Annotated in this window: 21 protein-coding genes; 16 read left to right on the plus strand and 5 right to left on the minus strand. The window is 41.4% G+C overall.

The window, feature by feature from the left end; genetic code table 11:
• Position 1: 1 nt before the first annotated feature.
• A complete protein-coding gene (locus tag H540_RS33765) occupies positions 2-178 on the minus strand; it encodes a DUF5325 family protein (RefSeq protein ID WP_028398872.1) in 177 nt (58 codons plus the stop codon).
• A gap of 143 nt (positions 179-321) precedes the next feature.
• Between H540_RS33765 and typA the strand changes: the two genes are divergently transcribed.
• The 3 genes from typA to H540_RS0100230 all read left to right on the plus strand — a co-directional run bounded on the left by typA (position 322) and on the right by H540_RS0100230 (position 2,903).
• Positions 322-2,172, plus strand: coding sequence for a translational GTPase TypA (gene typA / locus H540_RS0100220; protein ID WP_028398873.1), 1,851 nt, complete (start codon positions 322-324; stop codon positions 2,170-2,172).
• Positions 2,173-2,309: 137 nt separating this feature from the next.
• Entirely contained in the window at positions 2,310-2,609 is a 300-nt protein-coding gene (locus H540_RS0100225; protein WP_028398874.1) for a YlaH-like family protein, read from the plus strand.
• 12 nt (positions 2,610-2,621) lie between these two features.
• A complete protein-coding gene (locus H540_RS0100230) occupies positions 2,622-2,903 on the plus strand; it encodes a hypothetical protein (RefSeq protein WP_028398875.1) in 282 nt (93 codons plus the stop codon).
• A gap of 275 nt (positions 2,904-3,178) precedes the next feature.
• Here H540_RS0100230 and H540_RS0100240 read toward each other — a convergent pair whose 3' ends face one another.
• Positions 3,179-3,379, minus strand: coding sequence for a YlaI family protein (locus H540_RS0100240; protein WP_028398876.1), 201 nt, complete (start codon positions 3,377-3,379; stop codon positions 3,179-3,181).
• Positions 3,380-3,504: 125 nt separating this feature from the next.
• Between H540_RS0100240 and H540_RS0100245 the strand changes: the two genes are divergently transcribed.
• Both H540_RS0100245 and H540_RS0100250 read left to right on the plus strand, forming a co-directional pair.
• Complete coding sequence (locus H540_RS0100245) at positions 3,505-3,960, plus strand: pyridoxamine 5'-phosphate oxidase family protein (protein WP_028398877.1); 456 nt, start codon at positions 3,505-3,507, stop codon at positions 3,958-3,960.
• A 168-nt stretch (positions 3,961-4,128) separates the two neighbouring features.
• Positions 4,129-5,457 (plus strand): PhoH family protein, encoded by a 1,329-nt coding sequence (locus H540_RS0100250; RefSeq protein WP_028398878.1) that lies wholly within the window; start codon positions 4,129-4,131, stop codon positions 5,455-5,457.
• Positions 5,458-5,493: 36 nt separating this feature from the next.
• Here the strand turns inward: H540_RS0100250 and H540_RS0100255 are convergent, their stop codons facing one another.
• A complete protein-coding gene (locus H540_RS0100255) occupies positions 5,494-5,991 on the minus strand; it encodes a molybdopterin-binding protein (RefSeq protein ID WP_028398879.1) in 498 nt (165 codons plus the stop codon).
• Between the two features lie 167 nt (positions 5,992-6,158).
• Here H540_RS0100255 and H540_RS0100260 point away from each other — a divergent pair, with 167 nt between their 5' ends.
• The 3 genes from H540_RS0100260 (at position 6,159) to pyc (ending at position 11,576) form a co-directional block, all read left to right on the plus strand.
• Complete coding sequence (locus H540_RS0100260; protein ID WP_028398880.1) at positions 6,159-6,443, plus strand: Fpa/YlaN family protein; 285 nt, start codon at positions 6,159-6,161, stop codon at positions 6,441-6,443.
• Positions 6,444-6,583: 140 nt separating this feature from the next.
• On the plus strand, positions 6,584-7,768 hold the full coding sequence (locus H540_RS0100265) for an FtsW/RodA/SpoVE family cell cycle protein (RefSeq protein WP_028398881.1): 1,185 nt from the start codon (positions 6,584-6,586) through the stop codon (positions 7,766-7,768).
• Positions 7,769-8,129: 361 nt separating this feature from the next.
• Positions 8,130-11,576 carry a pyruvate carboxylase gene (gene pyc / locus H540_RS0100270; protein ID WP_028398882.1) on the plus strand — a complete coding sequence of 1,149 codons (3,447 nt, stop codon included), beginning with the start codon at positions 8,130-8,132 and terminating at the stop codon, positions 11,574-11,576.
• A 57-nt stretch (positions 11,577-11,633) separates the two neighbouring features.
• Here pyc and H540_RS28640 read toward each other — a convergent pair whose 3' ends face one another.
• On the minus strand, positions 11,634-12,533 hold the full coding sequence (locus H540_RS28640; protein WP_051316939.1) for a COX15/CtaA family protein: 900 nt from the start codon (positions 12,531-12,533) through the stop codon (positions 11,634-11,636).
• A 585-nt stretch (positions 12,534-13,118) separates the two neighbouring features.
• On the opposite strand from H540_RS28640, the gene cyoE reads away from it, so the two are divergent.
• From cyoE to H540_RS31235, 7 genes are all read left to right on the plus strand, one after another.
• Positions 13,119-14,039, plus strand: a complete 921-nt coding sequence (cyoE, locus tag H540_RS0100280; protein ID WP_028398883.1) for a heme o synthase — start codon at positions 13,119-13,121, stop codon at positions 14,037-14,039.
• 91 nt (positions 14,040-14,130) lie between these two features.
• Positions 14,131-15,180 carry a cytochrome c oxidase subunit II gene (gene coxB / locus H540_RS0100285; RefSeq protein WP_028398884.1) on the plus strand — a complete coding sequence of 350 codons (1,050 nt, stop codon included), beginning with the start codon at positions 14,131-14,133 and terminating at the stop codon, positions 15,178-15,180.
• Positions 15,181-15,200: 20 nt separating this feature from the next.
• A complete protein-coding gene (gene ctaD, locus H540_RS0100290) occupies positions 15,201-17,060 on the plus strand; it encodes a cytochrome c oxidase subunit I (RefSeq protein WP_028398885.1) in 1,860 nt (619 codons plus the stop codon).
• Entirely contained in the window at positions 17,060-17,683 is a 624-nt protein-coding gene (locus H540_RS0100295; protein ID WP_028398886.1) for a cytochrome (ubi)quinol oxidase subunit III, read from the plus strand. Before ctaD ends, H540_RS0100295 begins: the two co-directional genes overlap by 1 nt.
• Before the next feature lie 3 nt (positions 17,684-17,686).
• Positions 17,687-18,025, plus strand: a complete 339-nt coding sequence (gene ctaF, locus H540_RS0100300) for a cytochrome c oxidase subunit IVB (protein WP_028398887.1) — start codon at positions 17,687-17,689, stop codon at positions 18,023-18,025.
• 81 nt (positions 18,026-18,106) lie between these two features.
• Entirely contained in the window at positions 18,107-19,012 is a 906-nt protein-coding gene (ctaG, locus tag H540_RS0100305; protein WP_028398888.1) for a cytochrome c oxidase assembly factor CtaG, read from the plus strand.
• Positions 19,013-19,137: 125 nt separating this feature from the next.
• Positions 19,138-19,497 carry an Asp23/Gls24 family envelope stress response protein gene (locus tag H540_RS31235; protein WP_051316940.1) on the plus strand — a complete coding sequence of 120 codons (360 nt, stop codon included), beginning with the start codon at positions 19,138-19,140 and terminating at the stop codon, positions 19,495-19,497.
• Between the two features lie 15 nt (positions 19,498-19,512).
• On the opposite strand, the gene H540_RS0100315 is transcribed toward H540_RS31235, so the two are convergent.
• A complete protein-coding gene (locus H540_RS0100315; RefSeq protein ID WP_028398889.1) occupies positions 19,513-19,875 on the minus strand; it encodes a YugN family protein in 363 nt (120 codons plus the stop codon).
• 211 nt (positions 19,876-20,086) lie between these two features.
• Here H540_RS0100315 and H540_RS0100320 point away from each other — a divergent pair, with 211 nt between their 5' ends.
• Complete coding sequence (locus tag H540_RS0100320; protein ID WP_028398890.1) at positions 20,087-21,118, plus strand: CAP domain-containing protein; 1,032 nt, start codon at positions 20,087-20,089, stop codon at positions 21,116-21,118.
• Positions 21,119-21,128: the final 10 nt, after the last annotated feature.

Raw genomic sequence — 21,128 nt, forward strand, 5'->3', positions numbered from 1 at the left:
TTTATTGCTTGCGCAGCTTCCGCTTTGTTATAAAGCCGTAGCCTATAGAAGCAATTGTGCCAATTACGCAAACAATGGTGCCGATTGTGCTATTTTCAGCAATCATAATACCAATGCCAATCATAAAAATTACAGCAACAAGAGCAATCATTAGTAAACGGTATTGAATGTGTTCCATTGTTTCACCCTCCAGCTTTATTGTACTGTACAAGATTATAGGAAAACAACCATATTTTAACGAGCCTTTTTCATTTAGATTGCAACTGATACGTTTCACTCTTATAATAGAGAAGGACCAAAAAGAGACATTAGGAGTTGGACATTTTGAAAAAACGAGAAGATTTACGTAATATAGCGATTATCGCGCACGTTGACCACGGGAAAACAACGTTGGTTGACCAATTGCTTCGTCAAGCCGGAACATTCCGCAGCAACGAACAAGTAGATGAGCGCGCTATGGATTCTAATGATTTAGAAAGAGAACGTGGTATTACAATTTTAGCGAAAAATACAGCTATTAATTATAACGATACTCGTATTAATATTTTAGATACACCGGGACACGCAGATTTCGGCGGAGAAGTTGAACGTATCATGAAAATGGTAGACGGCGTTCTTCTTGTAGTAGATGCTTATGAAGGATGTATGCCGCAAACCCGCTTTGTACTGAAAAAAGCGCTTGAGCAAAAGTTGACTCCGATTGTTGTCGTGAACAAAATTGACCGTGATTTTGCTCGTCCGGAAGAAGTCGTCGATGAAGTGTTAGACTTGTTCATCGAGCTTGGAGCGAACGAAGAGCAACTGGAATTCCCGGTAGTGTATGCTTCCGGTATTAACGGTACGGCAAGTCTGGATCCGAATCCGGCTAGTCAAGAAGAAAACATGAAGTCTTTATTTGATACAATCGTTGAACATATTCCAGCGCCTGTAGACAATAGCGAAGAGCCGCTGCAATTCCAAGTTGCGCTTTTGGATTACAATGATTATGTGGGCCGTATCGGAATCGGACGCGTATTCCGCGGTACGATGAAAGTCGGTCAATCTGTTTCCCTTATGAAACTCGACGGAAGCATCAAGCAGTTCCGCGTAACGAAAATTTTCGGATTCTTTGGCTTAAAGCGTGAAGAAATCCAAGAAGCAAAAGCAGGAGACCTAGTAGCGGTTTCCGGTATGGAAGACATTAACGTAGGTGAAACAGTATGTCCGGTGGAGCATCAAGAAGCGCTTCCTGTACTTCGAATTGATGAGCCTACGCTGCAAATGACGTTCCTTGTGAATAACAGTCCGTTTGCGGGACGTGAAGGAAAGTATGTGACAGCGCGTAAAATCGAAGAGCGTCTTCGTGCGCAATTGCAAACAGACGTGAGCCTGCGTGTAGAAAATACAGATTCTCCTGATGCTTGGATCGTATCCGGCCGCGGTGAGCTGCATTTGTCTATCTTAATTGAAAATATGCGCCGTGAAGGATATGAATTACAAGTATCTAAGCCGGAAGTTATCATCAAAAATATCGACGGTGTAAGAAGCGAACCTGTAGAGCGTGTTCAAATCGATGTTCCTGAAGAGCATACAGGCTCGATCATCGAATCTATGGGCGCTCGTAAAGGCGAAATGCTTGATATGATTAACAACGGAAGCGGACAAGTGCGTCTTGTTTTCATGGTGCCTGCACGCGGATTAATCGGTTATACAACAGAATTTTTGACATTAACACGCGGCTACGGCATCATTAACCATTCCTTTGACAGTTATCAGCCGATGCAGGCTGGTCAAGTCGGCGGCCGCCGTCAAGGTGTGCTAGTTTCTATGGAAGCAGGAAAAGCATCTACTTACGGCATTATGCAGATAGAAGATCGCGGTATTATCTTCTTAGAGCCGGGTACGGAAGTATATGAAGGCATGATTGTGGGAGAGCATACACGTGAGAACGACTTGACAGTTAACATTGTAAAAGTAAAACAAGCAACAAATATCCGTTCTGCAAACAAAGATCAAACAGCGACAATGAAAAAGCCGCGTATTATGACGCTTGAGGAGTCTTTAGAATACTTGAATGATGACGAGTATTGTGAAGTAACGCCGGAATCCATTCGTCTTCGCAAAAAGATTTTGGATAAAAACGAGCGCGAACGCATGGCTAAAAAGAAAAAGTATGCGGAAATGGAACAATAATATATACGACGCCTCTGCGAGAGCAGAGGCGTTTCTTTTTCTCCTATTTAAAACGTTTACACTAGACAGCCATTTCGAAGCAAGGTACTCTTATAGTAGAATAGGGGAAAAGGGGAGAAATAAACGTGGACGTGAACGTGCTGGAGAGAATGACGTTTTTCGCAAGGCTTTATAATGTAAATGACAATGCACAAAGCGGTATGTGGATGTTATATGGAACAATTATTATACTCAGCATACTTGTATATAATCTTGGGTTCGCACGTAAATTGCCGCTTTTGCAAAACATTATCATATATATACTGCTTGTGCTGGGATGCACCATTTTAACATTCTTCGCAGTATTCTTGCCGGTAGCAGAAGGACTCGTTGTGGTGGCCATTGTACTTGGTATTTATAAGCTGCGGCTGCATCAGGCGAAGAAGCAGCAAGCATAAGGGGGAAAGGCGATGCGATCTGTACAAGATGCAATTTATAATTGGCTGACTATTAAAGTTGTGGCTGAGGCAAGATTTGATGATCAGGCGGCTCAGGAAACATATGAACTGTTTGATGACATGCTGCGCAACGATTACGGCATCAGCAAGGTGATGGTGGAAAAGCTGGAGGATATGTATTTCATTACGTACGAAATAGGAGAGCAAACAAAAACGACACGTTTTCCATTAGAGCTGATTGATTGTTACTTGGATCAAATGAACCGCGAGCCGGAAAAATTTAAAAACTATTAAGAAAAGCGGAGCCGGCGGAGCTGGACATGCCGCAATTTTTTATCATAAATTAGGCGAGAATAATTTCCACTTCAAGCGTGTGAATGGTGTGTAACGGTAAGTGGGGGAGGTTCATACGGTTCTATCTATAAATAAAAGCCCTCATCTCAGATAAGGGCTTTTTTCATAAGTGTAAGCAAGAGTTACAGCGTACATGATATGACCTAACATCCAAAAAGAAAAAACGTTCATAGCGATTACAGCCGGTGTTTCTTTAATGGACAAATAAGCAAGAGTCACCATTCCTCTTCTAGCTGCTTATCACGGTACAAGCGAAACTTTCCCGTCTCCAGACGCTCCTTTGTACGCTCTGCAATACGGTCATGACAGCGCTGACACATATATGTATGAATAGGACGGTTGCGAAGACGCTTGGCAAGCGGGTTTTCGTCGTCCAGCTGTTCAATGATCTCGCACAAAATACATTTAACTCTCATTATGTCACCTCTATCAAACAAATTCTGTACCCAGTATACCATGTTTCATTACGAAAAAATAAATATTTTCATTATTAGGAAATCACGGTATGATGAGAGTAGAACAGTATAGGGAGGTGTAAGTGATGGCAAACGTAGTAGAACCTGTATTAACTGAAAATTTGCTTCATGCGTTACAAGAGGAGCGCATCGTGACAGTTGCAACGATTGATTTTGAGAAAGGCTCTCCAAATGTGAGTGCAATATCTTGGATATATGCGATGAATACGGCCACAATCCGATTTGCCGTAGATCAGCGCTCCCGTATCGTCGAAAACTTACGTCATAATCCGTCTATTGTTTTAAACGTCATGGCAAATGAATCCGTATACTCTATCAGCGGAAAAACAGAAATTAAAACAGATCGCATCGAGGACATTCCGCTTAAGCTTGCGCTTTTAGAAGTGACGATTGAAGAAGTACGCGACGTAATGTTTTACGGCTCTAAGCTGTCTGTGGAACCAAAGTATGAAAAAACGTATGACCCGCGTGCAGCAGCGAGGCTCGATAATCAAGTATTAACAGCAATGAAAGAATACTGATGTACATAAGGATGAACACCAAGAAGGCTGTTCATCCTTTTTTGTAAAGGAATTTTCCTTTCTAATCCATTCTATCTCGTGAAAGCAGCACATATATTATAACAACGGTTCGTCCATAGCCTGTGGATGAAACCCTTGTTCACTATGGTGGAGTCAGGGGGTAACAGATTGAGTAAAATTTATGTTCTTGATACGAATGTGCTTTTACAAGATCCATTGTCTATTTTTTCTTTTAAAGATAATGAAGTAGTGATTCCAGCTGTTGTACTAGAGGAAGTGGATTCAAAGAAACGCTATATGGATGAGATCGGCCGAAATGCCCGTCATGTATCTAAGCTTATTGATAAATTCCGCGAGCTTGGAAAGCTTCATGAAAGTATTCCGCTTGAAAACGGGGGAACGTTCCGCATTGAATTAAATCATCGTTCATTCGTCCAACTGCAGGAAATTTTTGTAGAGAAAACAAATGATAATCGCATTCTGGCTGTCGCTAAAAATCTTTATCTTGAAGAGCAAGAAAAGGAAGACGGCAAACCGGTTATTCTTGTAAGTAAAGACGTATTGGTGCGAGTGAAGGCAGATGCGCTCGGGCTGCAGGCAGAGGATTATTTGAGCGATCGTGTCATAGAAATGGATAACATATACACCGGCTTTCTAGAGTACTACATACAAAAAGATTTGCTGAACCGATTTTATGAAAAAGGAGAATTAGCGGTGACTGACATAGTCAATCACCCTCTTTACTCCAATCAGTTTGTCCTTATGAAAGACGCGCTCGGAGGTTCAGGATCAGCAGTGGGCATCGTAGATCATACGGGAAGAAAAATAAAGAAACTTGTATTTCAAAATGAGCAAATTTGGGGCGTACGTGCACGAAATGTACAGCAAATCATGGGAATGGAGCTGCTTTTGCGGGACGACATTCCGCTTGTGACGCTGATAGGTAAAGCAGGAACAGGAAAAACGCTTCTGGCCTTAGCTGCAGGTTTGATGCAAACAGAGGATTTAGGCTTGTATAAAAAGCTGCTTGTCGCCCGTCCGATTGTTCCGGTTGGCAAGGATATTGGATATTTGCCAGGTGAAAAAGAAGAAAAGCTTCGTCCCTGGATGCAGCCGATTTACGATAATCTTGAGTATTTATTCAATACGAAAAAGCCTGGAGAATTAGATGCGATCCTTGCAGGAATGGGATCAATTGAAGTAGAAGCGTTAACGTATATTCGCGGCCGCAGCATTCCTGAGCAGTTTATCATCATTGATGAAGCACAAAACTTAACGAAACACGAAGTAAAAACCATTTTAACGCGTGTCGGCGAGCGAAGTAAAATTGTGTTAATGGGAGATCCGCAGCAAATCGACCATCCTTATTTGGATGAATACAACAACGGATTAACCTATGTAGTAGAGAAGTTTAAAGAGCAAAAAATCAGCGGTCATGTAAAATTTGTAAAAGGCGAGCGCTCAAGCTTGGCGCAATTGGCAGCTGACTTGTTATAACAAAAGAAGAACGCCCGAAACAGGGCGTTTTTCTTATTATAGTACTGTAAATCGGCGCACCTGTTTAATCGGTGCATCTATGTTTTTGCCGTCACCGAAATAAAAATGCACAGGGCCGTCTTCTTTTAACGGCTTGCCGTCCTTTGAGAAGCCAAGGATGGCGTGCATTGCCTCTTCCAAAGAAATTGTGTAAGTATCCGTTTCTGTATGGATTTCTACTCTCGATGCACCTTCTTCTAAATCAGCATTTGCTAAAAAAGGCCGAAGCGGCATACCGAATGTTCCTGTAATAATCCGTTCCTTCTCAAACTTTGAAATGCTTTTATTCACAGGAGGAAAAATGGCACCCTCCCGAATTTCCCGGTCCCAATGCTTAGAGACCTTTTTCTTATACTCTTCAAGCTCGTCGTAGTCTTCATGCGATGTTTGAAAGTAGGTAAGCAAGTCTACTTTCCTGTCATCAAAAATCCAAACGCCGGGATCAAGTGTAATGGAATACGTTACTTTTCCGTCAATAAATAAAATGTTGTTCATAGCAATATCCCCCATTTGTTTTATGCTCCTGCTATTCAGTATAATGGTGGCACGAAGCATTGTCACCTACGGCGCATAAAGGAAATATTTTTATTGCAATTTGTCAAAACTATCTTTAATATTAAAAGATAGGATAGGAGAGTTGAACGGAAACGGAGGGAATCAATTTGGCGTCTGAGACAGTAACGAATCATCAGGAAAAGGCACTTGCCCTTCTAAAAGCTGATGCAGAGAAAATTTTAAAACTTATTAAGGTGCAAATGGACCATCTGACCATGCCGCAATGTCCGTTATATGAAGAGGTATTAGATACCCAAATGTTCGGATTGTCTCGCGAAGTCGACTTTGCCGTTCGGCTTAGATTAATTGAAGAAGCGCAGGGCAAGGAGATTCTCGGCGAATTGGAGCGCGAGCTTTCTGCGTTGCATGAGGCATTCACAAAGAAACAATAACGGGTTCACATAGAGGGCTCAAACTAACCAGGTTTGAGCTTTTTTATGCAATGAAACACTGTTTTCACATTTATGAGGAGGAAGACAGCGGGTGCATATGGAATAAAAGAATTAATATTAAGGGAGAAAGAGGATTCGATATGAAAAAAGCATGGAAGTCTTTGGATTACTCTTTGGTGCTTCCGCTTATTTTGCTATGCACAATCGGAGTGATTATGGTATACAGCGCCAGCTCAATCGTTGCGATTACGAGATATGAAAAATACGGATATTCAAGCAATCATTTTTTTCTGTCGCAGCTGCGAGCCATGGGAGTAGGACTATTTGGTTTACTTATCATGTTTCGATTACGTTATGCTATTTTGAAAAAAAGAGGGATTGCTTTTTTTATTTATGGTGTTACGATCGTTTTGCTGGTTTTAGTATTAAAAATAGGCGTTACAGTCAATAATGCACAATCCTGGTTGTTTGGAATTCAGCCTGCAGAATTTACAAAGCTGGCCGTTATTTTAGTGGTCGCACGATTTTATGCAAAAAAACAGGAATTGAATGAATCATACATACAGGGCGTCGGTGGCATTGGCTTCTATTTAATTCTAGTATTCGCGCTTATTTATAAGCAGCCGGATCTCGGGACGGATATGCTTATTGCAGGTGTCATTATAATGATGACGATTTGTTCCGGTATTTCGGTAGAGCAGCTGTTTAAGCGCGTTTTGTTAACTTCTATTATATGGGGACCTACACTATATTTCGTAGCGGCGGCAAAGCTGACGAAGGTGCAAGTGTCCCGTTTCACTGCATACATCAATCCGTTTGCTGATCCGACGGGTGCGGGATTGCAGCTCATCAACTCCTTTATCGCTATTGCTTCTGGCGGCGTAAAGGGGGCAGGTCTCGGAAACAGCATACAAAAGAGCGGGTATTTGCCGGAACCTCACACTGACTTTATTATAGCAATTATTTCAGAAGAGCTCGGTATACTTGGGGTAGCGATTGTACTTATTTGTTTGCTTGTTATTATCCTTCGTGCTTTCCAGCTTGCAAAAAAGAGCCGTGACCCGTTTGCAAGCATGATTGCAGTCGGTATCGGCAGTATGATTGCCATTCAATCTGTTGTAAACATTGGGGGTATTACAGGAATGATGCCTCTTACAGGAGTTCCGTTGCCGTTTATCAGCTTTGGCGGAAGCTCCCTTGTTGTAAATTTGGCATCGGTGGGATTGCTTCTCAACATTTCTGCGCGGGTAAAGGAGCAGGAAACGAAGCAGGAAATGAAGCAGGAGACTGTGCCGCAAAAGCCGCACCTTGTTGTAGTGAAATAGGATTGTGCTCATAAATATAGAAAAAAATTTAGATTTTATGAATGCCGATTAGGGGCGCTGTTCAAATGAACAGCGTTCTTTTTTATATATTTTTTAGTTAGGGATATATAATTTTTTGAAAAATATTGCAAATTAGTCGTATTGTTTTATAAATGAACTATACGAAAATCCTTAAAACAAAAATAGTATATCATATTAATGTTAATGTGATATACGGAATGGTGTTTACTTTTGTTTGTGTGTGCTATACTAAATTTGTATAATAGATAATACAGAATACTTATCATTTTCTGAAAAATACGTTATGATAATTAAAATAGTTTCATATTTGTCATTGTCGTAAAAGAAGAGGGGGAGAATCGTGAAAAAGCTACAAAGAATTCAAAAAGTGCTGGTAGCAAACCGTGGTGAAATTGCCATCCGTGTTTTCCGTGCTTGTACGGAGCTTGGGCTTCGGACGGTAGCTGTCTATTCCAAAGAAGATACGGGATCTTATCATCGCTACAAGGCCGATGAAGCATACCTTGTCGGTGAAGGCAAAAAGCCGATTGATGCGTATCTTGATATTGAAGGAATTATTGAAATTGCAAAAAGTAATAACGTAGATGCAATTCATCCAGGATACGGCTTCTTATCTGAAAATATCGACTTTGCAAAGCGTTGTGAAGAAGAAGGCCTTATCTTTATTGGTCCGAAAAGTGAACATTTGGACATGTTCGGAGATAAAGTAAAAGCAAGAACACAAGCGCAGCTGGCTCGTATTCCTATTATACCGGGAAGCGACGGACCTGTAGAGAGCTTGGCGGAGGTTGAAGCATTCGGAGAAGCGCATGGTTATCCAATCATTATTAAGGCATCCCTTGGCGGCGGCGGACGCGGCATGCGAATTGTTCGCAACGCAGCAGGTGTAAAGGAAGCGTATGACCGGGCAAAATCCGAAGCGAAGGCCGCATTCGGAAATGATGAAGTGTATGTAGAAAAGTTTGTAGAAAATCCAAAGCATATTGAAGTGCAAATTCTCGCAGACCATGATGGAAACGTTGTGCACTTATATGAACGCGATTGCTCTGTGCAGCGGCGTCACCAAAAAGTAGTGGAAGTAGCGCCGAGTGTTTCGTTACCCGAAGGTTTACGTAACCGCATCTGCGAAGCTGCTGTTCATCTTTCAAAAAATGTAAATTATGTGAATGCCGGAACGGTAGAATTTCTCGTGAAAAATAACGAATTTTATTTTATCGAAGTAAATCCGCGCGTGCAAGTAGAACATACAATTACAGAAATGATTACTGGTATTGATATCGTACAGTCGCAAATCTTGATTGCCGACGGATTCAATTTACATAGCGATAAAGTAGGGATTCCGCATCAAGATAAAATTGTAACGCACGGGTTCGCAATTCAGTCGCGTGTGACAACGGAAGATCCGCTTAACAATTTTATGCCTGATACAGGAAAAATCATGGCGTATCGCTCAGGCGGAGGATTTGGTGTACGACTCGATACAGGAAATAGTTTTCAAGGTGCTGTTATTACGCCATACTATGATTCCTTGCTTGTGAAAGTAACAACATGGGCGCTTACATTTGAACAAGCTGCAGCTAAGATGGAGCGCAACCTAAAAGAGTTTCGGATTCGCGGTATTAAAACGAATATTCCATTCTTAGAAAATGTAGTAAAACACCCGAATTTCTTATCAGGTGAATATGATACGTCTTTTCTCGATTCTTCGCCTGAGCTTTTTGTCTTCCCAAAACGAAAAGACCGCGGTACGAAAATGCTTACGTATATCGGGTCTGTTACAGTCAACGGTTTTCCGGGCGTCGGGAAAAAGGAAAAACCGATTTTCCCAGAGCCGCGCATGCCGAAGCTTAAATATTCGGAATCTATCAAACCAGGAACGAAGCAAATTCTTGAAGAACGCGGCGCGGCAGGTTTGGTGAAATGGGTACAAGAACAAAAGGGCGTACTGCTTACAGACACTACCTTCCGTGATGCACATCAATCATTGCTGGCTACGCGTATCCGCACGCAAGATTTGAAGCGAATTGCAGAACCAACTGCTCGTATGCTTCCAAATCTGTTTTCTATGGAAATGTGGGGCGGTGCTACTTTTGACGTTGCATACCGTTTCTTAAAGGAAGATCCTTGGGAGCGATTGCTACAGCTTCGCGAACATATGCCAAATGTTTTGTTTCAAATGCTTCTTCGCGCTTCCAATGCAGTTGGTTATAAGAACTATCCAGATAACGTCATTAAAAAATTCGTTGAGTCCTCTGCACAGGCTGGAATTGACGTATTCCGCATATTTGATAGCTTAAACTGGGTAGAAGGTATGCGCGTGGCTATTGATGCGGTGCGTGAAAGCGGCAAATTGGCGGAAGCGACTATTTGTTATACGGGTGACATCCACGATCCGTTGCGCAGCAAATATGATTTAACATACTATAAAAATTTAGCTAAGGAACTTGAGGAATCAGGTGCGCATATTCTTGGCATTAAAGATATGGCCGGGCTATTGAAACCGGCAGCTGCCTACGAGTTGGTATCTGCTTTGAAAGAAACAGTTTCCATTCCAATCCACTTGCATACCCATGATACAAGCGGAAATGGTATATTCACTTACACTAAGGCGATTGAAGCAGGCGTGGATATTGTTGATGTAGCTGTCAGCTCTATGGCCGGTCTAACTTCACAGCCAAGTGCCAATACACTTTACTATGCTTTAGAAAGCAATGAGCGCAAACCGGATCTAGATATTCATGCTTTAGAACAACTTTCACATTATTGGGAAGATGTGCGCAAGTATTATTCACACTTCGAAAGCGGCATGAATGCTCCGCATACAGAGGTGTATATGCATGAAATGCCGGGAGGACAATACAGCAATCTGCAGCAACAGGCAAAAGCGGTTGGTCTCGGCGATCGCTTCGATGAAGTGAAAGTAATGTATCGCCGGGTCAACGATATGTTTGGAGATATTGTAAAAGTAACCCCATCTTCAAAAGTCGTGGGCGATATGGCTTTATTTATGGTACAAAATCATTTAACAGAAGATGATATTTATGAGCGCGGCGAAACGCTGGATTTTCCAGACTCTGTTGTAGAGTTGTTTGAAGGATATTTAGGACAACCTTACGGCGGTTTTCCAAAAGAACTGCAGCGCATTATTTTAAAAGGAAAAGAACCTCTTACAGTTCGTCCGGGTGAGTTGCTCGAGCCGGTTGATTTTAGCACACTGCAAGAAACGCTGTTCCATAAATTAAATCGCCAAGTTACCATGTTTGATATGCTGTCATACGCACTTTATCCTAAAGTGTACATGGATTATCAAAAAATATTTGACAAATTTGGTAATGTATCCGTGTTAGATACACCAACGTTTTTCTATGGAATGCGTTTGGGTGAAGAGACTGAAATGGAAATTGAACGCGGAAAAACTTTAAACGTGAAGCTCATTTCTGTAAGTGAACCGCAGCCTGATGGAACGCGTGTCGTATATTTTGAATTGAATGGACAGCCGCGTGAAGTCATTATTAAAGATGAAAGTATTAAAGGGGTAGTTACCCAGCGAGTAAAAGGGGACCGTGATAACCCGAACCATATTAATGCTACCATGCCGGGCACTGTAATTAAACTCCTTGTAAAAACAGGGGATCAGGTGAAAAAAGGAGAATCTGTTGCCATTACAGAAGCAATGAAGATGGAAACGACTGTTCAAGCTCCGTTTTCAGGTGTAGTAAAAGAAGTGTACGTAAAAGATGGAGAGGCCATTCAAACTGGTGATTTACTGATCGAGCTGACTAAATAAGAAAAATAGTAATAAAAAATGCTCTATCCGCTGTGGATAGAGCATTTTTTATAGGGACTAGCGAGAGCTTCCTCTTGCTGCAAGTATGACAAGGTAGCATAAAACCGCAAACAAGCAAGAAATAAAAAGTGAATGCATAAGAGCTACAAATAAGCTTGCCTCTGTATAAATGATAAGTATGCCGGCAATGATTTGCAGTGTCACAAGAATAAGGGAAATAATCCATCCCCAATATATAACTCGCTGCTGCTTATATTGCCGAATTGCAAGTATGGTTGCATATAGAATCCAAACAAAAATTAAACTTGCTGCAAAGCGATGCCCCATCTGCACCCACTCATGAAACTGAGTGGGGAATGGACTGAATTTGCTGCACATAGGAAAGTTTGGACAAGCTAAGCTGGCTTTCTCATGGCGGACTAACGCGCCTGTGTATACCACTATATAGCTATAGATTGTAACACCAAAAATATGAAATCGCATTTTCTTGTCTACAATTAAAGAGTGTGCATCAAATTTTTTATCCACTTCAAAAATAAGTAACGTTAACAATAGGACGGATGCAAAAGAAATTAGTGAAATGCCAAAATGAAGCGCCAGCACGGTTGAAGACTGTCCCCATACAACTGCAGCAGCGCCAATAAGAGCTTGTGCAATTAGAAATAAAAATGCCACAATCGCTAAAGGCTTTGTTTCACGAACATGTCCAATGTAAATCCAAGAAAGTACACATAATAAAAGTACCAAAATGCCTGCAGAGCCAGAGACAATTCGATGACTCAGTTCAATTACAGTGTCTAATGTTAATGGGTGAGGAATAAGCTGGCCATGGCATAAAGGCCATGATTTACCGCAACCCTGTCCTGACCCGGTTTTGGTTACTAGCGCTCCGCCAAGCAGAACGAGCAAAAGATCTAAGCTGGTTACAACCCCTAACCATTTTAGGAATCGTTGCAAGCTTTTCACCTACTTTCTCTATGAAGTTATGTTGCGATATTTTGGTAAAATAGGTCACCTAATAAAAAGAAATTTACCACAGTCCTATGATATATAAAAACCAATAAAATAGCAAAGGAATATGCAAGCGGACACCATTTTGACACATGTCATTGTGCATAAAAATAAGAGAATACACATTATGTTCTTGTTAGAAAACCAACAATTCTTTCAATCATAGAAACAATTGCATACGAAATTTGACAAAATGCTTTATCATAAAAAGGTATTTCATGGTATGATTATGGTACAAGCATAAAAGTTAGGGAGCGACACAAAAAGTTCAAGTTTATTTCACAATTTCTTAATGAAATATGTTTTAATATAGTCGAGTAAGTTTATAGTAGGATTCTTGTAATCTCCAAAACAACATCTCTACTGTAATAATATAGCTATATAAACCTGAATAAGAAGATTCCCCTTTCTGTAAGTGAAAGACGAAGGGGAAAGCTTCATTTGTGCACCATTGCTCAGCTCTAGATAATAGAGCAAGGAATGAACTAAAGCTGAGCAAATATAGAAACATTATTGAAGGAGGCTCTTAAAATGGGGCAAGTTAGTAGTCAGCTGCACGAGCAGCCAGCTGTTAATGATATACCGCAAACATCTCTAAAAGAAGATTTGTTCGCGCTGATGAAGATGGGTCTTGTCAACTCCAACTCGTTAACGGCATTTACTGGTTTTTGGTTAGCTCTGCATTTTAATGGTTTAAGCTTTAGCGACCACTGGGATAAAATGATTTATACCCTGCTTGGGTCCGCTCTTATTATTGCCGGTTCTTGCACTATGAATAACTACATTGACCGCGATATTGATCACTTGATGGAAAGAACAAAGAATCGTCCAACAGTGACCGGAAAGTTCAAAGGCAGCTTTGTATTTGCATTTGGCGCCATTTTGCTTTTATTAGGTTTTACTTTCTTGTTGTTAACAACTCTGATGGCGGCATTCATCGGATTTATTGGTACTTTCACATATGTTGTATTGTATTCCTTATGGACAAAGCGGAACTATACACTGAATACGGTAGTGGGAAGCGTATCAGGTGCCGTTCCGCCGTTAATGGGGTGGGCAGCGGTTGATGCCAATTTGCATTTCATTGCTTGGATGATGTTCCTTCTTATGTTCATCTGGCAAATTCCGCATTTTCTTGCGCTTGCGATGAAGCGAGTGGAGGAGTATCGCAAAGCAGGCATTCCAATGCTTCCGGTTGTACACGGTTTTGAAATGACAAAACGCCAAATTGTGATTTGGGTTGCGTGCTTATTGCCGCTTCCATTCTATATGTATTCTTTAGGCACTGTTTTCGTGGTGATTGCAACTTTGCTGAACATCGGCTGGCTTGCACTTGGAATCTACGGATTCCGTATGAAGGACGACATAAAGTGGTCCGTTCAAATGTTTGTGTACTCCTTAAACTATTTAACAATCTTATTTATTTCCATGATTGTTGTTGTCATGTTTTAAGGGGAAAAGGGGAAGGGGAAATTTTCAACGTCGGGATTTACTTTAGGTTACTATAAAGTAAAATCTAATCAACGAAGAAAGTGGGGTTTGTTTGATGAAACAGTGGCGACTGATCTCGCTTGTTTCTTTGCTGGCTTTACTGTTAGGGGGATGCGGTAAAGCCTTTCAATCTACTTTGATTCCGCAGGGCGAAGTAGCAAAGATGCAATATGATTTATTGCTGTTATCAAGTGCAATCATGGTATTTGTAGTGCTAATTGTTACTGCAATCTTTATTTACGTGATTGTGAAGTTCCGTCAGAAAAAAGGACAGGAACATGTGATTCCTAGGCAGGTAGAAGGTAACCACAAGCTTGAAATTATTTGGACAGTCATCCCGATTCTTTTGCTCTTAGTATTGGCTGTTCCTACAGTTACATATACCTTTAAGCTTGCGGATGTGAAACCTGCACAGAAACAGCAGCTTGATAAGGATACAGTTGTGATTGATGTAACGGCACGCCTCTATTGGTGGGAATTTGCTTACAAAAATGAAAAGGTCGTTACTTCACAAGATTTAATTATCCCTACAGGCAAGAAAATATACTTAAACTTAAAAGGTGCTGACATTAAGCACTCCTTCTGGGTTCCATCTTTGGCAGGGAAGACGGATACAAACCCGGAAAACACAAATACAATGTGGCTTCAGGCTGATAAAGCCGGCACGTACAACGGATTTTGTGCAGAGCTTTGCGGTCCTTCTCATGCTCTGATGCAGTTCAAAGTTAAAGCCGTTAATGAAAGCGAGTACAAAGACTGGGTAGCTGCTATGAAGAAGCAAGACGGAAAGCAGCCGGCAGCTTCTGCACAAGCGCAAGAAGGTCAGCAGATTTTCCAAAAGAGCTGTATAGGCTGTCACGCAGTGGATGCAAACGATGCTCGTCCGCCGGCAGCACGCGTTGCACCAAACTTAGCGAACTTCGGCGATCGTGATATGGTAGCCGGCGTTTTAGAGCACACTGATAAAAACTTAAAGGCATGGCTGAAAGACCCAGAAAGTGTCAAACCAGGCAATTTAATGTCTGAAAAGTATGGCAATTTAACTGACGAGCAAATAGATGCGCTTACTGCATATCTGTCAGGCTTGAAGGTTAAGAAGTAAGGGGAAGAGGGGGTAAAAACGTGAGTTCTGTAGCGAAGAAAAAAAGCGTGCTTTGGGATTACTTAACAACAGTAGACCATAAGAAAATCGCCATTCTCTACTTGATTGCAGGAGGATTATTCTTTGTAGCCGGCGGGCTTGAAGCGTTGTTTATTCGCTATCAGCTGGCTGTGCCGAACAATGATTTTCTGGTAGGAGACGCATATAACCAAGTAATGACAATGCATGGTACGACAATGATTTTCTTGGCAGCGATGCCGCTCATATTTGCACTGTTGAACGCAGCTGTACCGCTTCAAATCGGTGCCCGTGACGTGGCATTTCCATTCATAAACGCATTAGGCTTTTGGTTGTTCTTCTTTGGAGGCGTATTTCTGAACTTAAGCTGGTTTTTGGGAGGAGCACCGGACGCAGGATGGACTTCTTATGCATCATTGACTCTTACAGCTAAAACGCACGGTGTAGACTTCTATATACTAGGTCTTCAGATTTCGGGTATCGGTACATTAATCGGGGGAATTAACTTTCTCGTAACTATCATTAATATGCGTGCCCCGGGTATGACATATATGCGCATGCCGATGTTTACTTGGACAGCGTTTGTTGTATCCGCACTTATTTTGTTTGCTTTCCCGCCGTTAACAGTAGGATTGGCGCTTTTAGGATTAGATCGTTTATTTGGAACACAATTTTTTCACCCGGCTCTTGGCGGGAACACGGTTATCTGGGAGCATTTATTCTGGATCTTCGGACACCCGGAAGTATATATTCTAATTCTCCCGGCGTTTGGAGTTTTCTCTGAAATTCTCGCAACATTCTCAAAAAAGCGACTATTCGGATATTCTTCCATGGTGTTTGCGACTGTATTAATCGGATTCTTAGGATTCATGGTATGGGCTCACCATATGTTCACAACAGGTTTAGGTCCCATCGCGAACTCTATCTTTGCGGTAGCCACTATGGCAATTGCTGTTCCGACAGGGATTAAGATTTTTAACTGGCTGTTCACAATATGGGGCGGCAGCATCCGCTTTACAGTGCCGATGCTGTATGCGGTTGCGTTCATTCCTACCTTCGTAATGGGGGGAGTAACAGGTATCCAGCTCGCGTCTGCCCCTGCAGACTATCAATTCCATGACTCCTACTTTGTAGTAGCTCATTTCCACTATGTTATCGTAGGCGGGGTAGTATTAGGTATATTGGCCGGCGTACATTACTGGTGGCCGCTCATGTTTGGCAAAATACTAAATGAAACATTAGGGAAAATATCATTCTGGTTATTCTTTATCGGTTTCCATTTAACTTTCTTTATTCAACACTTCCTCGGTTTGATGGGGATGCCTCGCCGTTACTTTACATTCCTTCCGGGTCAAGGATTGGAAACCGGCAACTTGATTAGTTCCGTCGGAGCGCTTTTCATGGCTTTTGGGGTAATTGTTTTACTTTATAACGTTGTGAAAACAACCGTATCCGGCAAGCAATGCGGCCGTGATCCATGGGGGAGTGGTCGTACATTAGAATGGTCTCTTCCAAGTCCGACCCCCGAATATAACTTTAAACAATTGCCGTTTGTACGCGGTTTAGATCCACTTTGGATCGAAAAAATGGAAGGTAAAAACGAAGTGACACCAGCAGAACCAGTAGGCGATATCCATATGCCGAATTCTTCGTTCTTACCGTTTGTTATTTCATTTGGGCTGTTTGTAGCTGCATTTGGAGCTATGTATATGGAAGGCGGCAAGGAGAAGCTATGGTTAGTTGTAGCGCTGCTCGGCTTAGGGATAACCCTTGGTGCCATGTTCTTACGTTCTGTTATTGACGACCACGGTTATCATATCCATAAGGAAGATTTAGATGATGACAAGGGGGTTAAGGCATAATGCACGCAGAAGAAAGATTAACGGCTGAAACGTTCCCGGCTGAAGCGGAAAAAGCAACCCTTGAGGGGAAAAATAAATTTTTAGGATTTTGGTTATTCTTAGGAGGAGAGACGGTTCTGTTCGCCTCTCTCTTCGCAACGTACTTATCCTTGAAAAACTCCACAAACGGTGGAGCGACAACAAAGGATATGTTTGAGATTACGCTCGTATTCGTAGCAACTATGCTTCTATTAACGAGCAGCTTAACGAGCGTGTATGCAATTTATCATATGAGAAACTTTAACTTCAAGAAGATGCAGTTTTGGTTTGTTATTACAGTATTGCTTGGGGCAGGCTTCCTGGGGCTTGAAATTTACGAGTTTAATCATTATATCCATGAATTCAAGCTTACGATGAGAAGCAGCGCATTCGGTTCTGCGTTCTATACACTCGTCGGCACGCACGGGGCACACGTATTTTTCGGATTGCTTTGGATCACAACATTAGTGGTTCGCAATGCAAAGCGCGGGTTAAACCTTTACAACGCACCAAAATACTATGTGGCTTCTCTGTATTGGCACTTTATTGACGTAGTTTGGGTGTTTATTTTCACTGTAGTATATTTAATGGGAATGGTGGGATAAACAATGGCGATGAAAGAAACGACTAGCGGAAATCCAAAAGTAAATCTTGCTTACCGCAGAAAGAGAAATGCGGAGGAAATGAAGCATCAACTGATTACGTTTGCTTTAATGATTTTCTTAACAATTGTGGCATTTTTGGCTGTTGCTTATCCAAAAACGTTCACGCCGATTTTCTCTGTGCCGTTTATTCTCTTGCTTGCTGTTGTGCAAGTTATTTTCCAGCTTTACTATTTCATGCATATGAGCCATAAAGGACATGAGGCGCCAACTTTGTTTTTATACGCTGGTATTACAGTGGCATTTCTTACAGTACTAACGTTTATGACAATTGTATGGCTTTAGGAACAAGGGGGATTGATGCCGATCAATCCCCGCTTTACTATGTGCTAGCAGTATATCTTACTGAAAAGGGAGCGTGTGAACATGAGCAACCTATGGATCTTCGGATTTGAAGCATTATGGAGCCCTGTGTTTTTCGTTTTTATGCTTGCTGTTTTAGTTGCATATTTTCTAATCATTGGGAAGTACCGCACTCGTTTTCCTAATGCTGAGAAAGTAAGCAAAAGGCAGCAGTTTTATTTTACGAGCGGCATTGTTCTTTTATATCTTGTAAAGGGGGGACCTGTTGATTTACTCGGGCATATCATTTTCAGTGCCCATATGGCTGAAATGGCTATTATGTTCATTGCAGTACCGCCCCTACTCTTATTGGGTTTACCGACATGGCTTCTTGCGCATATCGTCAGTTATAGACTTGTACAGCTTATTCTGAAAAGCTTTGCCAAGCCTCTGATTGCTCTTTTTGTATTTAACGGACTATTTTCCATTTATCACTTGCCTGTTGTGTTTGATACAGTAAAGCAAAGCCAGCTTTTGCATCCTTTAACTTTAGCTGTACTATTTTTCACCTCCGTTATGATGTGGTGGCCTGTATTGAATCCGCTTCCGCGCAATCAAACCTTAAGTGAAATTAAAAAAATTGGCTACATATTTGCAAATGGTATGCTGCTTACCCCTGCATGTGCTCTAATCATTTTCGCCAGTGAGCCTTTATTTATGACATACACCGACCCGCAAGCGTGGATGCAGGCCATGCAGCTTTGTGTCCCTGCTGACACATTGTCTTCCTTGCATCTTACCGGTCCTGATTTTCTCCATTGGATACCGGTACTGGAGGATCAGCAGGCAGGCGGCATTGTTATGAAGATTATTCAGGAGATTGTATATGGAACAATGATTGGTTATGTTTTCTTTAAGTGGGTGCGAGAAGAACGGGAAAAAGATAAAGCTCAAAGCTACAGCGTTCCTCCTTATCTCTCTTCTAAATAGAACATAATAAGAAAGTGAAGTCCGATTACCGCTTTTACACATAAGAACAGAAAAAGATTTGTATATTTGTGCCCAATTGCCTCGACTACACATATGATAAAGAAAAAGTAAAGCGAGGAGCGAAGATGGATATACAGAAAATGCTGCCGTTTGGTGCTTTACACATAACAGATCGGACTTTGGCAGAGCTCATTTATATTGTCGTATCTGAAGTAGAAGGAGTAGCCAAAACGATTTCCCCGCTTTCTGAAACAGTATATAAAGCTGTCGGGAAAAACAGGGGAGAAAAGGGGATTTTTCTTCAATATGATGAAAAGGGGCTTATCATTGAAGTGAAAGTAGCGTTATTTCATAACGTCTCTATTTTGGGAACATGTCAGTTCATTCAGGAGCATGTAAAAAAAGAAGTGGAATTCATAACAGGGCTTCAGGTTAAGGCCGTTCATGTAAAAGTAGAGCAAATAATAAAGGCGTATCCTAGTTGATACACCTTTTTCTTTTTATTCTGCTTGAAGAGCTTTTAAAGCTTCGCTTACGTTATGTAATAATTGCTTGCTTTTTTGAAGAACGCCGTGTGGAAATTCCTCGCCTTCTCCGTATTCCACACCATGCGGATAGTAATGCTTGCCAAGAAGCGGCGTAAGCAGCTTCACACGGGCATGACGGCCGCCGATGTCGCCCTCTACAGCATAAGCTTGTACACGTAAATAATATACATCCTTTAACATTTCAAATTTATAATCATATGTAGCGCGCTCATAATCCCATTGTCCTGCTAAAACAAAGCCGTACTCACTCATAACTTCAGTCAGACGAGTGAAGTCCACCACTTGGCCATCTAATTCTGTACCTTCAAATCTCATACATATCCCCCTTAGTATTAAAGTGATATCTAGATTTATAATAGTACGAATAATAAGAAAGCGCAATCAATTATAAAATAAAAAAGCTTTTTGGAAAAGCAGGGGGAATATCTGTTCAACGCAACAAAATATGATATATTGAGAGTACCGTAATATACAATGCTCTATTCGTATCATGTATTAGTCATGCTGGTTACAGGAGGCATATTGATTGAAAAAACTTCTTAAGATTTTGCTTTTGACAGCCCTTCTTTTATTTGTGAATTTGTACGGAAAACTTATTATTAATCAATTGTCACAAGGAACAAAGAAGCATAAAGAAATCATGGAATCACAGCCGAAAAACAAAATTGAACAAACATCCGCGCAAACCGTATCACGTCTGCTGGGAGGGGAGACAGAAAGCTTGCTCGCGCAGTTTGGAGAGCCCGCCCGTATGGAGCCGTCTGCTTACGATTACGAATGGTGGATTTATAATCAAAATTTAAAGAATTACGTGCAATTCGGAGTTTTGAATCATAAAATTGTTACAATTTATGTTGCGGGAGAGAATGTAGACATATCTCCGTTTCGAATAAGCGAAAAATATAACGATATATACGCCCAATATCCATTTTCTTACGAAGTAGCATTAGAACGAAGCAACAGTAGCTATCAGTTTGAATTATCAGAATCTGAGCTCAATGAACAGCCGCTGATTACATTGAAGAACGGCTGGGCCCAATTATACTTCGATAAATTTACAAGACAGCTATCAGGCATTCGATATATGGATGAAGAAACATTATTAAAACAGCGTCCTTATCAGCTCGTATATGCAGGTCAGCTTTTGGAGCCTTCTGCGCTGCCGCCGGAACGTCTTGGGCAAGTAGAACAGGCGAATGCGAAACAAATTTTGGATTTAACAAATGTTATTCGGCTCCGGCATCAACTACCGTTATTATCTTGGGATGAACAAACAGCACAAGTAGCTTATTTACACAGTAAGGATATGAAGGAATCTAATTATTTTGCACATCAGTCTCCTACATACGGAACGCTGGGTGATCGATTGAACAAAGGACGCGTACCGTTCCGGGCAGCTGGAGAAAATATTGCTTCTAATTATGCGGACGGCATTGCGGCAGTGCAAGGCTGGCTGAACAGCGAGGGACACCGTAAAAATGTATTAAATTCGCAATTTACAGGTCTTGGTGTAGGCGTATATGACAAATACTATACACAAAACTTTATTCAAAAATGAGGCATATGGT

The organism is Ectobacillus panaciterrae DSM 19096 (genome assembly GCF_000430785.1).
GTDB lineage: Bacteria > Bacillota > Bacilli > Bacillales > Bacillaceae_G > Ectobacillus > Ectobacillus panaciterrae.